The sequence below is a fragment of the Halalkalibaculum roseum genome, from assembly GCF_011059145.1.
Lineage (GTDB): Bacteria > Bacteroidota > Rhodothermia > Balneolales > Balneolaceae > Halalkalibaculum > Halalkalibaculum roseum.
Genome location: NZ_JAALLT010000002.1, coordinates 701,467 through 719,027, shown reverse-complemented (window position 1 = coordinate 719,027; position 17,561 = coordinate 701,467). Strand labels below are relative to the sequence as shown.

Annotated in this window: 19 protein-coding genes; 18 read left to right on the top strand and 1 reads right to left on the bottom strand. The window is 41.6% G+C overall.

Features of this window, described 5'->3' with window-relative positions; translation table 11 throughout:
* Window positions 1–2: 2 nt before the first annotated feature.
* The gene (locus tag G3570_RS07360) at window positions 3–305 is read right to left on the bottom strand and encodes a hypothetical protein (protein WP_165140787.1); all 303 of its coding nucleotides are present in this window, start codon (window positions 303–305) and stop codon (window positions 3–5) included.
* Between the two features lie 204 nt (window positions 306–509).
* Here G3570_RS07360 and G3570_RS07355 point away from each other — a divergent pair, with 204 nt between their 5' ends.
* The 18 genes from G3570_RS07355 to G3570_RS07270 all read left to right on the top strand — a co-directional run bounded on the left by G3570_RS07355 (window position 510) and on the right by G3570_RS07270 (window position 17,553).
* Entirely contained in the window at window positions 510–929 is a 420-nt protein-coding gene (locus tag G3570_RS07355; RefSeq protein WP_282958223.1) for a DinB family protein, read from the top strand.
* Between the two features lie 287 nt (window positions 930–1,216).
* On the top strand, window positions 1,217–3,619 hold the full coding sequence (locus tag G3570_RS07350; RefSeq protein WP_165140783.1) for an alpha-L-rhamnosidase-related protein: 2,403 nt from the start codon (window positions 1,217–1,219) through the stop codon (window positions 3,617–3,619).
* Window positions 3,620–3,635: 16 nt separating this feature from the next.
* Entirely contained in the window at window positions 3,636–4,241 is a 606-nt protein-coding gene (locus tag G3570_RS07345) for a short chain dehydrogenase (RefSeq protein ID WP_165140781.1), read from the top strand.
* A gap of 284 nt (window positions 4,242–4,525) precedes the next feature.
* Window positions 4,526–5,974, top strand: a complete 1,449-nt coding sequence (sufB, locus tag G3570_RS07340; protein WP_165140779.1) for a Fe-S cluster assembly protein SufB — start codon at window positions 4,526–4,528, stop codon at window positions 5,972–5,974.
* Window positions 5,975–6,065: 91 nt separating this feature from the next.
* The gene (sufC, locus tag G3570_RS07335; protein ID WP_165140777.1) at window positions 6,066–6,845 is read left to right on the top strand and encodes a Fe-S cluster assembly ATPase SufC; all 780 of its coding nucleotides are present in this window, start codon (window positions 6,066–6,068) and stop codon (window positions 6,843–6,845) included.
* Between the two features lie 3 nt (window positions 6,846–6,848).
* Window positions 6,849–8,186: a Fe-S cluster assembly protein SufD gene (gene sufD / locus G3570_RS07330; protein WP_165140775.1), complete on the top strand. Its 1,338-nt coding sequence runs from the start codon at window positions 6,849–6,851 to the stop codon at window positions 8,184–8,186.
* Window positions 8,187–9,434 (top strand): cysteine desulfurase, encoded by a 1,248-nt coding sequence (locus tag G3570_RS07325; protein WP_165140773.1) that lies wholly within the window; start codon window positions 8,187–8,189, stop codon window positions 9,432–9,434.
* Window positions 9,435–9,587: 153 nt separating this feature from the next.
* Complete coding sequence (locus tag G3570_RS07320) at window positions 9,588–10,139, top strand: NifU family protein (protein WP_165140771.1); 552 nt, start codon at window positions 9,588–9,590, stop codon at window positions 10,137–10,139.
* Between the two features lie 25 nt (window positions 10,140–10,164).
* On the top strand, window positions 10,165–10,503 hold the full coding sequence (locus G3570_RS07315; RefSeq protein WP_165140769.1) for a HesB/IscA family protein: 339 nt from the start codon (window positions 10,165–10,167) through the stop codon (window positions 10,501–10,503).
* A gap of 6 nt (window positions 10,504–10,509) precedes the next feature.
* Window positions 10,510–11,031 carry a DUF2480 family protein gene (locus G3570_RS07310; protein WP_165140767.1) on the top strand — a complete coding sequence of 174 codons (522 nt, stop codon included), beginning with the start codon at window positions 10,510–10,512 and terminating at the stop codon, window positions 11,029–11,031.
* Window positions 11,032–11,165: 134 nt separating this feature from the next.
* The gene (locus G3570_RS07305; RefSeq protein WP_165140765.1) at window positions 11,166–11,906 is read left to right on the top strand and encodes an SDR family NAD(P)-dependent oxidoreductase; all 741 of its coding nucleotides are present in this window, start codon (window positions 11,166–11,168) and stop codon (window positions 11,904–11,906) included.
* 44 nt (window positions 11,907–11,950) lie between these two features.
* Entirely contained in the window at window positions 11,951–12,466 is a 516-nt protein-coding gene (locus G3570_RS07300; protein WP_165140763.1) for a GNAT family N-acetyltransferase, read from the top strand.
* Between the two features lie 33 nt (window positions 12,467–12,499).
* Window positions 12,500–13,525, top strand: coding sequence for a type 2 isopentenyl-diphosphate Delta-isomerase (fni, locus tag G3570_RS07295; protein ID WP_249066777.1), 1,026 nt, complete (start codon window positions 12,500–12,502; stop codon window positions 13,523–13,525).
* A gap of 30 nt (window positions 13,526–13,555) precedes the next feature.
* A complete protein-coding gene (locus tag G3570_RS07290) occupies window positions 13,556–14,581 on the top strand; it encodes a polyprenyl synthetase family protein (RefSeq protein ID WP_249066775.1) in 1,026 nt (341 codons plus the stop codon).
* A gap of 12 nt (window positions 14,582–14,593) precedes the next feature.
* Window positions 14,594–15,454 (top strand): outer membrane protein assembly factor BamD, encoded by an 861-nt coding sequence (locus G3570_RS07285; protein ID WP_165140761.1) that lies wholly within the window; start codon window positions 14,594–14,596, stop codon window positions 15,452–15,454.
* The gene (nadD, locus tag G3570_RS07280; protein WP_165140759.1) at window positions 15,454–16,056 is read left to right on the top strand and encodes a nicotinate (nicotinamide) nucleotide adenylyltransferase; all 603 of its coding nucleotides are present in this window, start codon (window positions 15,454–15,456) and stop codon (window positions 16,054–16,056) included. Before G3570_RS07285 ends, nadD begins: the two co-directional genes overlap by 1 nt.
* 6 nt (window positions 16,057–16,062) lie before the next feature.
* Window positions 16,063–17,085, top strand: coding sequence for a S66 peptidase family protein (locus tag G3570_RS07275; RefSeq protein ID WP_165140757.1), 1,023 nt, complete (start codon window positions 16,063–16,065; stop codon window positions 17,083–17,085).
* Between the two features lie 69 nt (window positions 17,086–17,154).
* Window positions 17,155–17,553: an META domain-containing protein gene (locus G3570_RS07270; protein ID WP_165140755.1), complete on the top strand. Its 399-nt coding sequence runs from the start codon at window positions 17,155–17,157 to the stop codon at window positions 17,551–17,553.
* The last annotated feature ends 8 nt before the right edge of the window (window positions 17,554–17,561 follow it).

Here is a 17,561-nt window from a genome sequence, read left to right as displayed (position 1 = left end):
AACTAGTCTACCATAATAATTTCTGGTCCGCTCTTCTTGTACACATGGCACTTGTTCTGGGCAAATACAAAGTCTTCACGGAATGAATCCTGTTCTGTAATTCCGTTAACGGTAAAGGGTTCACCTTCAAAACTTACCTTCTCCATAAGGCCATCATGAAAGATGGTATAGTTGCCCATATCACCCTCTAAACACTCATAATTTTCACAGACTTGTAAAGTATCTCCGCTATTCGCATGAATCACATGGACAGTAGCATTATTAACGGGCTGTCTGCTTGCATCTGTTATTTTTAAATCTATCATTACAAACTCAGCTGTACACAAAGGAGGGTTTACAGGACTGTCCTTGCAACTTGTAATAAATAATACTAGGAATACCGAAAATAAATAGATCCAAGCTTTTGAAAACATAGGAAAAACTGATAATTATATCTTGAATACTACATTCGTCCATCCACAGTACTGATTGCCTATAATAGAATAAAACATCATACAAATCTTTGTGAAATGAATAAAGAGCGCGTAAAAGATGATTTTGCTGAATCAACGAAGAGTTTAATGAACATATTATCATCGGTATCCCAGGAGAAATTCAATAAGAAGCCAGAGGAAGGTGGATGGACGGTAGGTATGACAGTGGAACATTTGATCAAAGTTGAATACGGTACATTAAAACTTTTTTCGGGTCCGGTGGAAAAGTCAGGAAGGAATCCAAAACAGAAAATTGAAAAGATACAGGAAAGACTTCTCAATTTTGATACCGCAATGACTGCTTATGGACCTATTATTCCTGATGAGAAACCTAAAGATAAGTCGAAAGCTCTTGGCAAGATTCAGGATATACGACAGAAATTAACCGGATTAATAGAGATTGTGGATTTAGAAGAAATGTTACCGGTTTTGAACACCCGCTTTTTGGATATTTAACCCGCGTTGAATGGATTTACTTTAATATTTACCACAGCAGGCGTCATATTAATCAAATAGAGAGAGTTATTTCTTCTATTGAATAGTATGATATAGATAATCAACCTAAAGCTGCTTTTAAAGAAGGGGATATCTTGCATAAGCTAAATTTCAAATTCTCAATGAGAAAAACCAGGCAGGCAATGATAATCTGAGTATCAGAAAGAATAATTGCAGCAAGGATTGCGATATATTCATTTAATCTGTGCTTCATAATATACTGATACTTCAAATTTTATGTGAATAATATGAAGAATACTCTCATTATTATTGCAATAGCACTTTTGGCTATGCAATGCACTTCTCAATACGAAGATCAAAGCATCGCCTGGTTGATGGAATCAACCGAGTCTGCCGAAGGCAAAAGCGAGTACCTTGAAAGCCCCTATGTTACTGCCGGGGATAAACTTTATATGGTCGGACACCAGAATGGCAGCTTTCCGGATTTGGGATGGCATGTTGAAGGAGAAATGGGTGGAATTTGGAATCATCCCATCAAGTTAATGGATGGCTTCTCAATTTCTGTGACGGAAGAGGATAATGAAATAGTGTGCCTGGATGATGCCCATACCTTTATTAACCATCCTACCGGTAATCGCCATTTATTCACATATTCCGATAATATCAATATAACCCGCACTCAGTTTGTTCCTGACGGTGAAGAAGGAGTGGTCATAGAGCTTGCTATAGACAATAAATCCAATAGATCCAGAACATTGAATATCACTTTTAACGGGAAAACTGAATTACTGCCGGTTTGGTTATCGGATAGTCTCAATATTAAAGATGGCCCGGATAAGGTGGAATGGGATGAATCAAATCAATTCTACGCGGCAGTCGACAGCCTGAATTCCTGGCATGTAATCTTTGGAAGTAATCAAGAGAACTCAATACGATCACCGGAGGAAAATACATGTAATTTAGACACAATAGGTAGAGGGGATAATGCGGCTTTTACAAATCAGCTCTCCGTAGAACCTAATGCAACGAAAACAATTCAATATGTCATTGCGGGTTCATCTGATTCTAGAGAGGAGGCTCTTGAGACGTATAAATATATTTCAACTGAATCGAAATCTCTTCTAACAGAAAAAATGAACAGGTTTGCTGAGTTGAAGAATCAGTCCAGGTTAGAAATTCCTGATAAAGATATTGAAAAGATGTATACATGGATGAAATACAACACCGATTGGCTTATTAGGGATGTAGAAGGTGTAGGAAGAGGCCTTTCAGCCGGTATTCCCGATTATCCCTGGTGGTTTGCAGCCGATAATGCTTATGCTTTGCAGGGATGGCTGGCAACCGGTCGATTTGAAGATGTTCTCTCCACCATCGATCTGCTCTATAAATTGTCGGGAAAAGTGAATGGTAATGGACGGGTCATCCATGAAGCTTCAACAAACGGGGTGGTTTATAATAAAGGGAATACTAATGAGACACCTCATATCATTTACTTACTGTGGAAGTATTACGAATGGACCGGTAACAAAGATGTATTAGAACGATATTATGATCGGGTAAAAGCAGGACTCAATTATCTTCTGGAAGAGCGTGATCCCGATGGTAATAGGTATCCTAACGGACACGGAATGATGGAAATCAGAGGTCTGGATACGGAAATGATTGATGTAGCGGTCTATACTCAACAGGCTTTGGCGGCTGCTTCAAAAATGGCAGAAGTTTTGGGTTTTGAAACTGACCGACAGAGATATGCGAAACTTGCAAGAGACCTGGAACATAAAATTAACGAAGAGTGGTGGGTGCCGGAATCCAATTCATATGCAGATTTTAGAGCCACTAAATCGGAGACCCTAAGTCTCATTGAGGATGCCATCGTCAGGTCGGATACATTGGATAAACCGTGGGCTGTTGAAGAATTAGAGAAGATTCGCCAGCAGGTTTTCAGCGATAGTGAGAACGGTGTTAACCCCTATGTGGTGCACCATAACTGGGTGGTAAATACTCCTTTGGAAATGGGTATTGCTGATTCCGCAAAAGCCCAACATGCACTGGAAACTGCCAGAAACTATACGAGCCGTTTTGGAATGTATGTGACAGGTATTGACCGTGATGAAGACAGGGAGGAGTCTAACAAATGGGAAGTATTCAGTTATGTAGGTGCAGTGATGACACTTCCAACGGGGGTTCAGGCTATTTCTGAAGTCAATTATGGGAATATTGAAGAATCATATAACTATCTCCACATGCTTGAAAACTCCTTCGGTTACGCACTTCCCGGTTCTATGTATGAGGTGAGTCCCGATTATGGTATGATTGTTCAGGCCTGGAATATCTATTCAGTGTCGGTACCCATTGTTGAACACTATTTTGGCATTAAACCCAAGGCTTTTGATAAGGAGATTATAATAAGACCAAATATGCCGGACGGCTGGAAAAATGCATCACTTAAAGATGTCAGAGTTGGTGATAATTCAATTGGAATATCCAAAGTGACAGAATCAGATTCTGTTACCTATATTATCGAACAGGAAAAAGGTGAATGGAAACTGCGCCTGGAATTGTCATACAGAGATTCTATGCAAATAATGGTGAATGGCAGTGATGTTGAACCTGAGATTAAAAAAGGTTTATTTCAGGTGTCCTTGGAAGGAGAGAATAACAGGATTACTATAATAAACAGGAATAACTAAACATGCATACACATCTATGAAAGTAGCAGTTATTGGTGCCACGGGTACTATTGGACAAGCTGTTTCAACCTTATTAGAGAATGAAGGTCACGAAGTAATAAAGTCATCAAGAAATAATGAGCCTAAAATTAATATTGACAGGCCCGGTTCAATTGACGAATTCTATGATCAGATTGATAATGTTGATGCAGTGATATGTGCCGCGGGGATTGCCAATTTTGGTGCACTTCAGGAACTGACCGACCAGCAAATTCAACGGGGTATACAGAGCAAATTAATGGGTCAGGTGAATCTGGTACGTAAAGGAATTGAACACCTCAATGAAGGAGGTGTTTTTATTCTTACCAGTGGCATGCTGGCCTCTAAACCTTGGCCAAAGACATCAGCCGTGGCCATGGTGAATGCGGGCCTTGAAGGTTTTACCCGTGCAGCAGCGCTGGATTTGCCGGATAATAAACGTATATGTATTGTTTCGCCGCCTCTCATTAGTGAAACAGCAAAGAAAATGGGTAGAGATTCAGATCCATGGCCGGATGCGGATAAAGTTGCACAAACTTATTTGAGTACTCTAAACAGTGATGCCAACGGGGAGGTAATTTATGTACCCGGCTACGAATATTAGAATATATAGCATTCCAAAGTACAATCGGCCTGATATACGATCTCAATCTTCATCATAAGACCTATCGATTGGCAATAATCTTATGGAAATAAGACTTTAAGATTGATAAGTGATTGTTGTGAGGAGTCAGATTTATGACTCACAAATAAGTTTATCTTAGATCGAACTTTCCTTATATTTGCACCTAATGTAGATTTAGTCCAAGTTAGCATTGAACGGTTCTTTACAACCGCATGTTATTATTTTTGATACGAACTTTTTAAACAATACGGCAGAACACATTTATGAGTGAAACGCAAGCAATGGAGTCTATGATTGGAGGTGAATACAAGTATGGATTCACCACCGATATAGAGTATGAAGACTTTCCAAAAGGAATAAACGAAGACGTTATTCGCGAGATTTCCCGCCGAAAGAATGAACCGGAATGGGTTTTGAAATTTCGTCTGGAGGCCTATGAAAAATGGCTGGAGCTTGAAGAGCCGGACTGGGCAAATATTGAATACCCGAAACCCGATTTTCAGGATATTCAATACTATTCTGCAACCAAAAAGAAGAACGATAAAAAACCGGAAAGTCTGGATGACATTGATCCACAAATAAAAGAAACGTATGACAAGCTCGGTATTCCGTTGGAAGAGCAGAAGATGCTCTCCGGTGTTGCTGTTGATGCTGTATTCGATAGTGAGTCAATATTTACTACTTTCAAGGAAAAACTGGCAGAAGAGGGTGTTATATTTTGCTCCATTTCTGAGGCTATTCAAGATCATCCCGAGCTGGTAAAGAAATATCTTGGATCAGTTGTTCCAAAAGGGGATAATTTCTATGCCGCACTCAATAGCGCAGTATTCTCTGACGGTTCTTTTTGCTACGTACCGAAAGATACGATTTGCCCCATGGAACTCTCTACCTATTTCCGTATCAACAATATGCAGAGCGGCCAGTTCGAGAGGACATTGATCATATGTGAAGACAACAGTCAGGTGAGCTATCTCGAAGGTTGTACCGCACCGATGTTTTCAAAAACCCAGATGCATGCTGCAGTTGTTGAACTGGTAGCTCTTGAAAATGCGGAAATCAAGTATTCCACTATACAGAACTGGTATTCCGGTGATGATGAGGGAAATGGCGGTATCTATAACTTTGTGACGAAACGCGGACATTGTCGGGGAGACAACTCCAAGATTTCTTGGACCCAGGTTGAGACGGGCTCTGCAATCACGTGGAAATATCCGAGTGTAATTCTTGCCGGAGATAATTCAATAGGTGAGTTTTTCTCTGTTGCAGTTACTAACAAGCGGCAACAGGCGGATACCGGAACCAAAATGATTCATGTCGGAAAGAATACAAAGAGCACCATTATCTCAAAAGGTATTTCAGCCGGTGAATCAAATAATAGCTACAGAGGATTGGTGAAAATCAGTCCGCGTGCCGAGAATGCTCAAAATTATTCCGTTTGCGACTCCATGTTAATTGGTCAAACATGTGGTGCACATACGTTTCCCTACATCGAATCCGCAAATCCCACTGCAAAGGTTGAGCACGAAGCAACTACCAGCCGTATAGGTGAAGACCAGATATTTTACCTGCAACAAAGAGGAATGGATGAGGACGATGCCATTTCTATGGTAGTCAATGGTTTTGCCAAAGAAGTGCTAAAGGAATTGCCTATGGAATTTGCTGTTGAAGCCGACAAGCTTTTGGGTATTAAACTCGAGGGAAGCGTCGGTTAGAATATTACGCTCTTTCAACCATAAAGTGGATGAAGTGAGTTTGAACACGATGCAACTATACTTTTAAACATTATTAAAACATTTATTTAACGTGCTAGAGATCAAAGACTTACATGTTGTCGTTGAAGAGGATGGAACTGAAATCCTAAAAGGCGTCAACCTTACAATCAATAAAGGTGAGATCCATGCTATTATGGGTCCGAATGGAAGCGGAAAGTCAACACTTTCAAAAGTGGTTGCCGGTCACCCCGCATATGAAGTCACTTCAGGAGATATCTTGTTTGAAGATGAGAGCATCCTGGAGCTGGATCCTGAAGAACGTGCCCATTTGGGAATCTTTCTTGCCTTTCAATATCCCGTAGAAGTACCCGGGGTAACCAACAAAACGTTACTTCGACAGGCCTACAATACAATAGCCAAGGAACAGGGCAGGGAAGAACTTGATCCGCTAGAATTTGAAGATTATGTGGAAGATCGTCTCGAAATAGTTGAGATGAAAAAAGAGTTTCTTGACAGAAGTGTAAATGCCGGTTTCTCTGGCGGTGAAAAGAAACGCAATGAAATTTTTCAGATGGCAGTTCTGAATCCCAAGCTTTCATTTCTGGACGAAACTGACTCAGGTCTTGATATTGACGCTTTAAAAGTAGTTGCAAAAGGTATCAATCACCTTGCGGATGAAGATAAAGCAGTATGCCTGGTTACGCACTATCAGCGTATACTTGACTATATCGTGCCCGATCATGTTCACGTCATGCTAGACGGTAAAATTGTAAAGTCTGGCGACAAAGAACTGGCAGTCAAGCTCGAAGATAAAGGGTATGATTGGCTAACCGACCTGGCATCTGTATCAGTTAACGGAGAATCAAATTAAGTAATGGCTAAGATTAAGCATCAGACAAACGAATTTTTACCTGAACTGTTAAAATTTCAGGGTTCCCTGAACGGAAAATCTAAACTTTTGGATGATCTGCGTTTAAAGGGGGCAGAAGAAGTTAAGAATACGCCATTTCCAAAACCCAAAGATGAGGATTGGCGCTTCATCAGCTTAAAAGAGTTATATAAGGATAGCTACGTTCTCGCACGAAATCTCAAGGTTGATGTCCCGGATATCAGTGAGTATTTCATTCCAGAGAGCAGTGAAGCGAGATTGGTCTTCATTAACGGTCTCTTTTCCAAAAAGCACTCTTCCGTAAAAGGCCTGCCTGAAGGGGTCATCATCGGGAATCTTGCTGACCTGGCAGCCAATAATAATCCCCTAATAAAGAAACATCTCAACCAGTATGCAGATTTTCAGGGAGATGTGTTTACTTCTTTCAACAATGCTTTTCTGCAGGACGGCGCATTTATCTACGTGCCCAAAGATCTTCAAGTAGATACACCCGTGCAGCTGCTCAATATTCAAACAGATGCAGAAGAGACCTATTTTACCACCTCTCGATGTTTGGTAGTTGCTGATGAACGATCGGAAATAACTATAGTAGAAGAACATGTGGGTCTGGGCGATAACAAGTATTTCAATCTGCCCGTAGTGGAAGTAAATCTTGAAAGAGAGTCCCACGTAAAGCACACTAAAATTCAGCGTGACAGTAAGCAATCCATTCACATTGCGCGAACCGGGGCTCATGTTAAACAGCACGCTAATTACGAATCATATACCATAACCCTGGGAGCTAAACTATCGCGAAACGAACCGCGAATTACCCAGCTAGAAGAAGAGGTAGAATTCACTGTTGACGGTCTGGTACTCATTGACGGGGATCAAGTTTCTGATACACACTCTGTGATGGATCACAGATTTTCTCACTGTGAAAGCCACCAGCTTCACAAATGTGTGATAAACGGAAATGCGCACTCCGTGTTTAACGGTAAGATTTTTGTGCGTAAAGATGCTCAAAAGATTGACTCATTCCAGGAAAATCGAAACCTGCTTCTTTCTCGTAAAGGACTGGTAAATACCAAGCCGCAGCTTGAAATTTTTGCAGATGATGTGGTTTGTACCCATGGCGCAACAGTCGGTCAGTTAGAAGAAGACGAGGTCTTTTATCTTAAAAGTCGAGGGTTGAGTGAGAAACAGGCGAAAGAACTATTAGTTTATGCTTTTGCTCTGGAAACCATCGAGAACATTACGGTGGATTCCGTGCAAAAACTTCTAGTCGATGAGCTGCATGGGTTTACCAATCGAGAATTAGATTACGAGCTTATAGCTAAATAAATGCCAAATACCGTTGACACCATATCGGATAAGAAAGTCGACTTTGACTTGATCCGCAAAGATTTTCCGGTTCTCAAAAGAACCGTGAATGGCAACTTATTGGTGTATCTCGATAATGCGGCATCCAGCCAAATGCCTGAACAGGTAGCCGACCGTATTGACTATTATCACAGGCACGAACATGCTAATGTTCATCGTGGTATACACACGTTAAGCCAGGAGGGTACTGATTTTTACGAATCCACCCGTGAAAAAACACGGGCTTTTATCAATGCGAAAGAACAACGCGAAATCATCTATACCAGCGGAACTACAGATTCCATAAATCTGGTGGCAAGCAGCTTCGGTAAGAAGTTTATTGGCGAAGGTGATGAAATTTTGCTCTCCGAGATCGAACATCATGCCAATATTGTACCCTGGCAGATGATAGCAAAAGAAAAAAATGCCCATATCAGGGTTATTCCTGTTGATGACAAGGGAGAGTTGATTTGGGATGAATATCTGGATCTTTTGAATGAACGCACGGCAATTGTTGCTGTTGGACATGTCTCTAACGCACTTGGCTCGGTGCATCCTGTCAAAGAGATGATCGCTGAAGCTCATAAGCTTGATATACCGGTTCTAGTAGATGGGGCACAGGCTGTGCCTCACAGTGTGGTAGATGTGCAAGATTTAGATGCTGATTTTTATGCATTTTCATCCCATAAGATGTGTGGACCTACCGGTTTTGGCATTCTTTACGGTAAAGAAAAATACCTGGAAGAGATGCCACCATATCGCGGTGGAGGTGACATGATCGATAAAGTTTCTTTTGAGGAAACCACCTTTAACTCTTTGCCTCACAAGTTTGAAGCAGGTACGCCACCGATAGCTGCCGGTATTGGCCTTGGAGCAGCCATTGACTACCTGAATGGTATCGGTATGGAATCAATAGCGAAGAGGGAGCATGAATTACTTAACTATGCAACTGATGAACTTTTGAACATCGAAGGACTTAAAATAATCGGTACCGCTGAAAATAAGGCTTCGGTTATTTCATTCGTCTTCGATGATATTCATGCGACCGATATCGGTACCATATTAGACCAACAGGGAATTGCGATTCGAACCGGTCATCACTGTGCACAACCAACGATGAAGCGATTCGGTGTTCCCGGTACGGCACGAGCTTCCATTTCCTTCTACAACAATGAACATGATATTGACAGGCTTGTAGAAGGTGTCAAGGAGGCTAAGAAGTTCTTCTAGTGTATTGCTGACTAATAGTGATAACTTCTGAAATAGTTTGTTGTTCGGTCGGCATGAAAAGTAGGCAAGGGAAGTGATGTTTACTGGATACTATTAATTATTTATATTCGTTCTAAACAAAGAAAATAAGCACAAAGGTAATCAACTGATATTATGCCAAAGATTAAAGAAATTGAACGAACACCAAATCCCGATGCCATGCGGTTTGTACTGGGTGAACCGTTGACTAACGGTGTAACAAAATCGTTCGAAAATGCGGGTGAAGCTAAAGACGATGATTTGGCTTCAGCTTTATTTGCTATCGAAAATGTGATTAACGTCTATTACGTAGATAAATACGTCACTGTAACCCAGGATGGGGAAGCGGTATGGTCTGAACTCCTCCGTCAGCTGGCTCCTCCGATTCGAGAAGCCAAGCCCCAAACAGATGCCATGGAAGATGATGAAGTACATGCAACCAAAGAGGTGCAGGAGTCTGATGATCCCCGACTTGTCGAAATTAACAAAATGCTTGATGAACAGGTACGACCTTACCTGCTGGCAGACGGCGGAGGCCTCAAAATTCTTGGATTGGACGGAAACCGTCTTAAAGTACACTATCAAGGAGCTTGCGGAACCTGTCCAACGGCTACATCAGGGACACTTTATGCTATTGAAAGCATGGTGAAGCGTGTAGATCCTGAAATACAGGTCGTTTCTGTTTAATCTAGCTAAGGAAGTAAGATAATACATGTCCATAACTATCAGTGACAGGGCTGCCCAACGAATCAAAGAGATCAGGGATGAAAAACATCTTCCTGATGATACCGAACTACGGGTAGGAGTGGTCAGTGGAGGATGTTCGGGCTTGACCTACGAACTGGATTTTGATAATAATGATTCTGATGGATCGGATAAAGACCAGCTCTTCGAAGACAACGGAATAAAGTTAATCGTTGATATGAGAAGCTTTCTGTATTTATCCGGAACGGAGCTGGATTATACGGAGGGATTGGAAGGAGAGGGTTTCCATTTTCAAAATCCCAACGCTTCAAGAACCTGTTCTTGCGGAGAATCATTTTCAGTATAGAAGTCTATGTCTGAACAACAAGGTGAGATCGTAAATAAGGTAAAACAGTCGAATAAGCTGGTCACTCTGGACCTTCAAAAATATTTTGACGACACGCCCATCCTGGAGTTTGATATCAAAGATTATCTTTACGAAGGTCTTATACTGAAAGAAAAAGAGTTTCGCGCCCGTCTCGAAAATCATGACTGGGAGCAGTACGCCGGTAAGTATTTAGTAGTTTATTGCTCTTCTGACGCCATCATCTCAAAATGGGCTTATATGCTTATTGCGGGCCACGCATCCTCTTATGCAAAAGATATATTCAAAGGGACAAAAGAGGATTTTCTCTTCGAATTGTACCGCAGGAAACTTGAAAACGTAAATTGGAAGGATTATAAAGATAAATTTGTAATCTTAAAGGGTTGTAGCAGTAAGGATAAACCTGTCCCCGAAAGTGTTTATCTTTTTGCTGCCAAGAAGCTTGTTCCTTATGTCAAGAAATTGATGTATGGTGAAGCTTGCTCCAATGTACCCGTTTACCGCAGCTAATCCGGAAGCAATTTTGTTTCCTGCACCGCTCTTCCTTTTATTCAATATAGGTAAACCGGCATTCAATGTGACAAGATCAAACATACGGATGACCGGGTCATAATAAACATTCCCAAATATTTAGGTCTTATTTCATGAATGAGAATACCTATGCTCTCGTTACGGGAGCTTCACGAGGGATCGGAAAATCCATTACTGATAAATTGTTATCTCAGGGTGCACGTGTAATCGGTACCGCACGCAGTTCCGAGTTTGATCCTGAATTCCTATCCAGCGATAGATTTGAAGGACTTCATGTGGATCTTGAGTATCCGGAAGCAATTAAAGAAAAACTGGAGCCTATTTTTCAGCGTGATCATGCACCGAATGTGCTTATAAATAATGCCGGAATTTTTATTGAGAGCGGTTTCGACAAATCGGATGACTTTTGGCTGGATAGCTGGGACAAAACGATGCAGGTTAACTTGAGAGCTTCAGCAATACTTTCAAAATGGGCCTTAAAACGGTGGAAGGTCGATGAGGGTGGTATACTGATCAACGTCTCTTCAAGAGCAGCTTACCGGGGAGATACTCAGGAATACGCCGCCTACGCCGCTTCCAAAGGCGGGATGGTAGCCTTTACCAAGAGCATTGCCCGTGACTTCGGCAAACATAATATATCAGCTTATTCCATAGCTCCCGGATTTATTAAAACGGATATGGCTTTGGATTCCATAGAAGTGTACGGTGAAGACTATCTGACGGAGGGGATGGCGTTTGACGAGATTACCTCACCTGAGGAGGTTGGCGAGCTGGTTGCATTTCTGGCCTCCGGAAAAGTCAGGCATATGACCGGTGCCACATTTCACATTAACGGTGGATCCTACATGATTTAAATCAGTTATCGTGGGTAATATCAGCACTTAGTTATCACAATACAATGAAGGAGCATATCAGTACTTCAATACCTGAATTTTCCATTCGCTTTGCTTCTGATAATGATACAGGTTTGGTCCTGAGTTTTATCAAAGAGTTGGCTGCTTATGAAAAGCTGGAACATGAGGTTGAAGCTACGGAAGAAAACCTTGCGAAGTATCTTTTTGGAGATAATCCTAAAGCCGAAGTAATTTTTGGTGAGTATCAGAATGAGCCGGTAGGTTTTGCACTTTTCTTTCACAACTTTTCTACCTTCTTAGGTAAGCCCGGTATTTACCTGGAAGATTTATTCGTAAAACCCGATCAGCGTGGTAATGGTTATGGGAAAGTGATGCTCACATATTTGGCATACACGGCAGAGAAAAGAAACTGTGGCAGGCTGGAGTGGTCGGTCCTCGATTGGAATGAGCCGGCAATTGGTTTTTATGAAAAGCTTGGAGCTGTGCCGATGGATGAATGGACGGTTTACAGGGTGACGGGACTGTCACTAAAGAATCTTGCAAACGATTTCAGGAAATGATTATTCGTAACTCCCCAAATAATTCATGCAATTATGACCATCAAACAACGAAAAAAGGATCATGTTGACCTGACGATTTCCGGGGATACTTCCTACACCCAGCAAACCGGATTTGATCGGTATTATATGTGTCACAATGCCTTACCGGAGGTGAACTTTGATGAAATTGATACCCATGCTGAATTTCTGGGCCGGCAATTTTCATTTCCTCTTTTTATCTCATCCATGACTGGTGGTTACGCTGATGCAGGAGCGGTGAATGCCATTATTGCTTCTTTTTGCCAGGAGCATGACTTACCGTTTGGTGTAGGGAGTCAGAGGATTATGCTGGAAAATCAGGATGCTATAGCGACATTCTCTATAGTCAGGGAAAAAGCTCCGGATGCCTATATCGCATCCAATATTGGAGGCCAACAATTGATCGGAGGTTTGTCGGATGACCATTATGAGTCAATGGTAAATTGCATAGCTGCCGATGCTATCATTGTTCATCTGAATCCCCTACAAGAGTTGATGCAACCTGAGGGTGACCGGAATTTTAAAGGTATTCTGGATGGGATATACAAATTGGTAAATCGGTCGACTATACCCGTTATTGTTAAGGAAACTGGGGCAGGTATTACAAGTGAAACGGCCGATAAATTATTGAATGCCGGAGTTTCTGTGATTGACATCTCAGGAGCAGGAGGCACCAGTTGGTCAAAAGTGGAAAATGCCAGGCCTTCAAATTCAAATCCCGAATCTCTTTTTAATGATTGGGGAGTGCCCACCGAGCGATGTCTGCGAGAAGTTGTACAGCTAAAAGGCAGCTATGACTTTGAAATTATTGCCTCCGGGGGCATACGTAACGGACTTGATATGGCAAAAGCACTCTGTCTTGGGGCTGATTTTACAGCTTCGGCCCAGCCCGTTATCAAGGCAGTTGTTGAAAAAGGGCAGGAGGGGCTGGAAGAATTGTATCTGCAGTGGATCAAACAACTGAAAATTACTATGGTATTAACAGGCTGTGAACAGGTTTCTGATCTGGATATCAGTCATCTCAATCTAAAGGATTCTTAGTCATAACATCTTTGTGTAAAATGCTTATATTTGGCCTTTCTGAAAAGCAGCAAAGAGATTTTGAATATCACCGAAAGCCAAAAAGAGCTTAAATCGCTCATCCATAAAAAACTAAGGGAGCTTGAGTTTCCTGAGCGTCCGCACTCTCTATATGATCCGGTTCGCTATACCCTTTCTTTGGGTGGGAAACGTATTCGTCCCTACTTTGCACTGATTGGTTGTGGCTTATGTGGTGGAGAGCCTGAAAATGCTTTGCCTGCGGGGATGGCAATTGAACTGCTTCATAATTTTACCCTGCTTCATGATGATATCATGGACGCCGCTGATAAAAGAAGGGGTAAAGACAGTGTCTTCAAAAAATGGGACGCCTCAACAGCCATTCTTTCAGGAGATGCCATGTATGCCTGGGCATTTGAACAGCTGCAGTATTACGGTAACGATGATTCGTTTACCAAAAGGCAGTATGCTCTTATCATGGATATCTTTCTCGAAAGCGCACGTAACGTTTGTGAAGGGCAGGCATATGATCTTGAATTTGAGGAAGCCGAAATGGTTTCCATGCAGAATTATCTGAAAATGATACGAGGTAAAACTGCTGCTCTGATCAGTGCCTCATTTAAAATGGGGGGAGCAGTGGCAAGCGGTAATGACCGACAACTTCGCAATCTCCAGGAGTTTGGAACCGAAATAGGCACTGCTTTTCAAATTCAGGATGATCTATTGGATGTAATCGCAGACCCGGAGAAGTTCGGGAAGAAGCAAGGCGGAGATATTATTGAAGGCAAGAAAACATATTTGTCTATTCTGTCGTTAGAGAGTGGAAACAAGGAAGAGACAAAGATTCTAAAAAATGTATTGCAAAAACCGGTCTCCGGAAAAGAGGATGTAGATAAAATTATTGACATCTACACAAGCCTGGGTGTGATCGAAAAAACCAAGGCTACGATAAAGCATCATTATGAAAATGCATTAGAGCACCTGGAAGTTTTTGAAAGCTCGATTTATAAAGATGATATTATTGATTATTTAAACAAGCTAATTAATCGCGAATACTGAAATTTAAATTGAATGAATACTCATATATTGAAATACATTAAGTCAGGTTTTGTTCTCTTGATCATTGCGCTGGTCGGGATTTCCTGTGCACGAAAAGATTTAATTAAGCCTGGTGACACATTACCTCAGGCTTTTGGTAAAGCCAGCAATCTTTTTGACAATGGGAAGTACGGGGATGCTGTACAGGCTTTTGAAACGGTGATACGCATCGGAAGGGGAACAGAATATGCACAAGACGCACAGTTTCTACTGGCTGAATCTTATTTCAATGACGAGCGGTATCTATTGGCTGCTTCAGAATATGAGCGGTTCCAAACCTTGTATCCTAATTCTCCTAGAAGAGAGGAAGTAGATTTTAAAAACGCTTACTGCTACTACAAACTGAGTCCTCGATTTAAGCTTTCCCAGCAATATACACGCACAGCCATCGAAAAATTTCAGTTATTTAACAGTCGCTATCCCGATTCGGAAAGGGTTCAGGAATCAGCTGAATATATTACCGAAATGCGGTCCAAACTGGCCAGAAAGCTCTACAGTTCCGCTGATCTCTACATGCGCACCGACAGGTACGAGGCTGCAATTATCTATTATGACTTAACTATCGACCGTTACCCTGAAACGGAATGGGCTGAACGGGCGCTGGTAAATGAAATTAATGCTTATGTCATTTATGCCGATAACAGTGTCACTTCACGACAGCGTGAACGCTATACCATGGCCGTTGATAGCTATGAAAAATTCCTGCAGCTTTTTCCCGAAAGTGATCTGCGCAGCAGAGCTGAAGACTATGTGGACGAAGCACGCGTGGCACTTGCTGAAATGGGACCTGAACCTGATGATTCAACAGTTACAGCCTCCAAAGACGGCCGCTGATGTCTTCAGACAAACGGGGCATAGGTTTGCTTGGCGGTACGTTTGATCCGGTTCACAACGGGCATATTGCCATTTGCCGGTCTTATCTTGATTCTGGGTATATAGACAAGCTTTACGTTGTATTGACACCCAATCCGCCACATAAAACTGACAGGGAACTCACTGATTTCAATCACCGTCTCAATATGCTCAATTTAGCGTTGAATGATCTCTCTAATTTATGGGTATCGGCTATAGAGGATAAATTGTCTAGGCCATCCTATACGGTGAATACGGTTATGTACTTCAGGAATGAATTCCCGGATGAGCAGCTTTATCTATGCATTGGCGAGGATTCCTTTAACCATTTTACAGAATGGTATCACTGGGAAGAAATCATAGAAAACTGCACACTTTTGGTTGCCAGGCGACCCAATACTGATGACAGTAACTTGCCGGAAAAGCTGAAAAACAATGCCCGCTTTATTGGACATGAAGAAATTGGGATATCTTCAAGCGAAATAAGGGATCGGCTTAGTGATGGAGAAGATGTAGCACAAGAGTTGCCTGAAGAGGTCATGAATTATATTAACGATCACCACTTGTACCAAACCGCGACATAGGGAACAATGAATTGGAGTAGAAAGACATTTTTAAAAGCGTTGAGCTTGGGTGGAGTATCCACTGCGTTGAATCTGACTTCCGATTATTCACTGCGCTCTGCAAATTCTTTAGTAAAGCCTAAACGAATTATGCCGGGCGATACCATTGGTTTGATCAGTCCCGGAAGTATACTGCCTGAAAGTGAAAAATATGATGAAATTGTACAGACTATAACGAATCTCGGTTTTCATGTTGTCGAAGGGCCAAATGCAAGAAAAAGCTACGGTAATCTGGCAGGTCCCGATGAGGCAAGGGCATCTGATCTGAATGAAATGTTCCGAGATCCTGATATCGATGCCATCATCCCATTTCGTGGGGGGTGGGGTTCTAACAGGATTCTGGATTTGGTTGATTTTGACAGTATTAAAGAAAATCCCAAGGCTCTAATCGGTTTTAGCGACATTACCTCACTGTTGATCTCTATTTATGCCAAAACAGGACTCATTACCTTTCACGGACCGGTAGGAAAATCGGAATGGAATGAATTCACAGTTTCAAGCTTTAAAGATACCTTAATGAGTGGACAAAAGTCCGAATATCTTAATAAGCCGGATACTTCTATTGATTTCAATGTGATAACTCCTGGAACAGCTGAAGGTAGATTGATTGGAGGAAACCTAACAGTTTTGACATCCATGCTTGGATCTGATTACCTTCCGAACTGGGAAGGAGCCATATTGTTTGTTGAAGATGTGGGAGAAGAAGTTTACAGAATAGACAGGATGTTGACTCAGCTAAAGCTGAATGGAATCCTCAGTAAGCTATGCGGGTTTATATTTGGTACATGTGTAAATTGCGAAAAGGGAAATAAAAATAGTTTAAGTCTGGAACAAGTTTTAAAAGATCATATACAAGTACTGGGGGTACCATCGTATTATGGGTCTATGATCGGACACATTGATAATATGTTTACGCTTCCAATAGGAATTTCAGCCAAAATAAATTCACAAACTGGATCAATTAGATTACAGGAAATTCCAACTAAGTAACCATAACAAATAACGTCAATTAAATATATACGTAATATCATGAGAAAAGCTGCCAATATTTTATTATTAATGTTCACAATCACAGCATTTGTTGCCTGTTCCGGTGCAAACCAGTTGTCCACGAATCCGGCAGATCTTCAGGGTGACTGGCAACTGACTTCAATGGACGGTAGCCAGGTTCAAATGAGTGAAAATTATACCGTAAGTTTCAATACTGATGGAACCGTAGCCGGTAAAGCCGATTGTAATTATTTCACCGGTGAATACAGTGCAAGCGAAGGCGGTTCTGTAAGCATGAATGGTGTTTCAACTACAAAAGTAAACTGTAGCTCAAACTCCATGTCTAATTCTTATCTGAATGCTGTTTCCGGATCACAATCTTTTCAGGTTCGAGGAAAGAATACCTTGACCCTGAATACCGGTTCCGCACAATTAGTTTTCAGTAAAGTAATGTCTGAAGAAGGGTAGTACCTTAT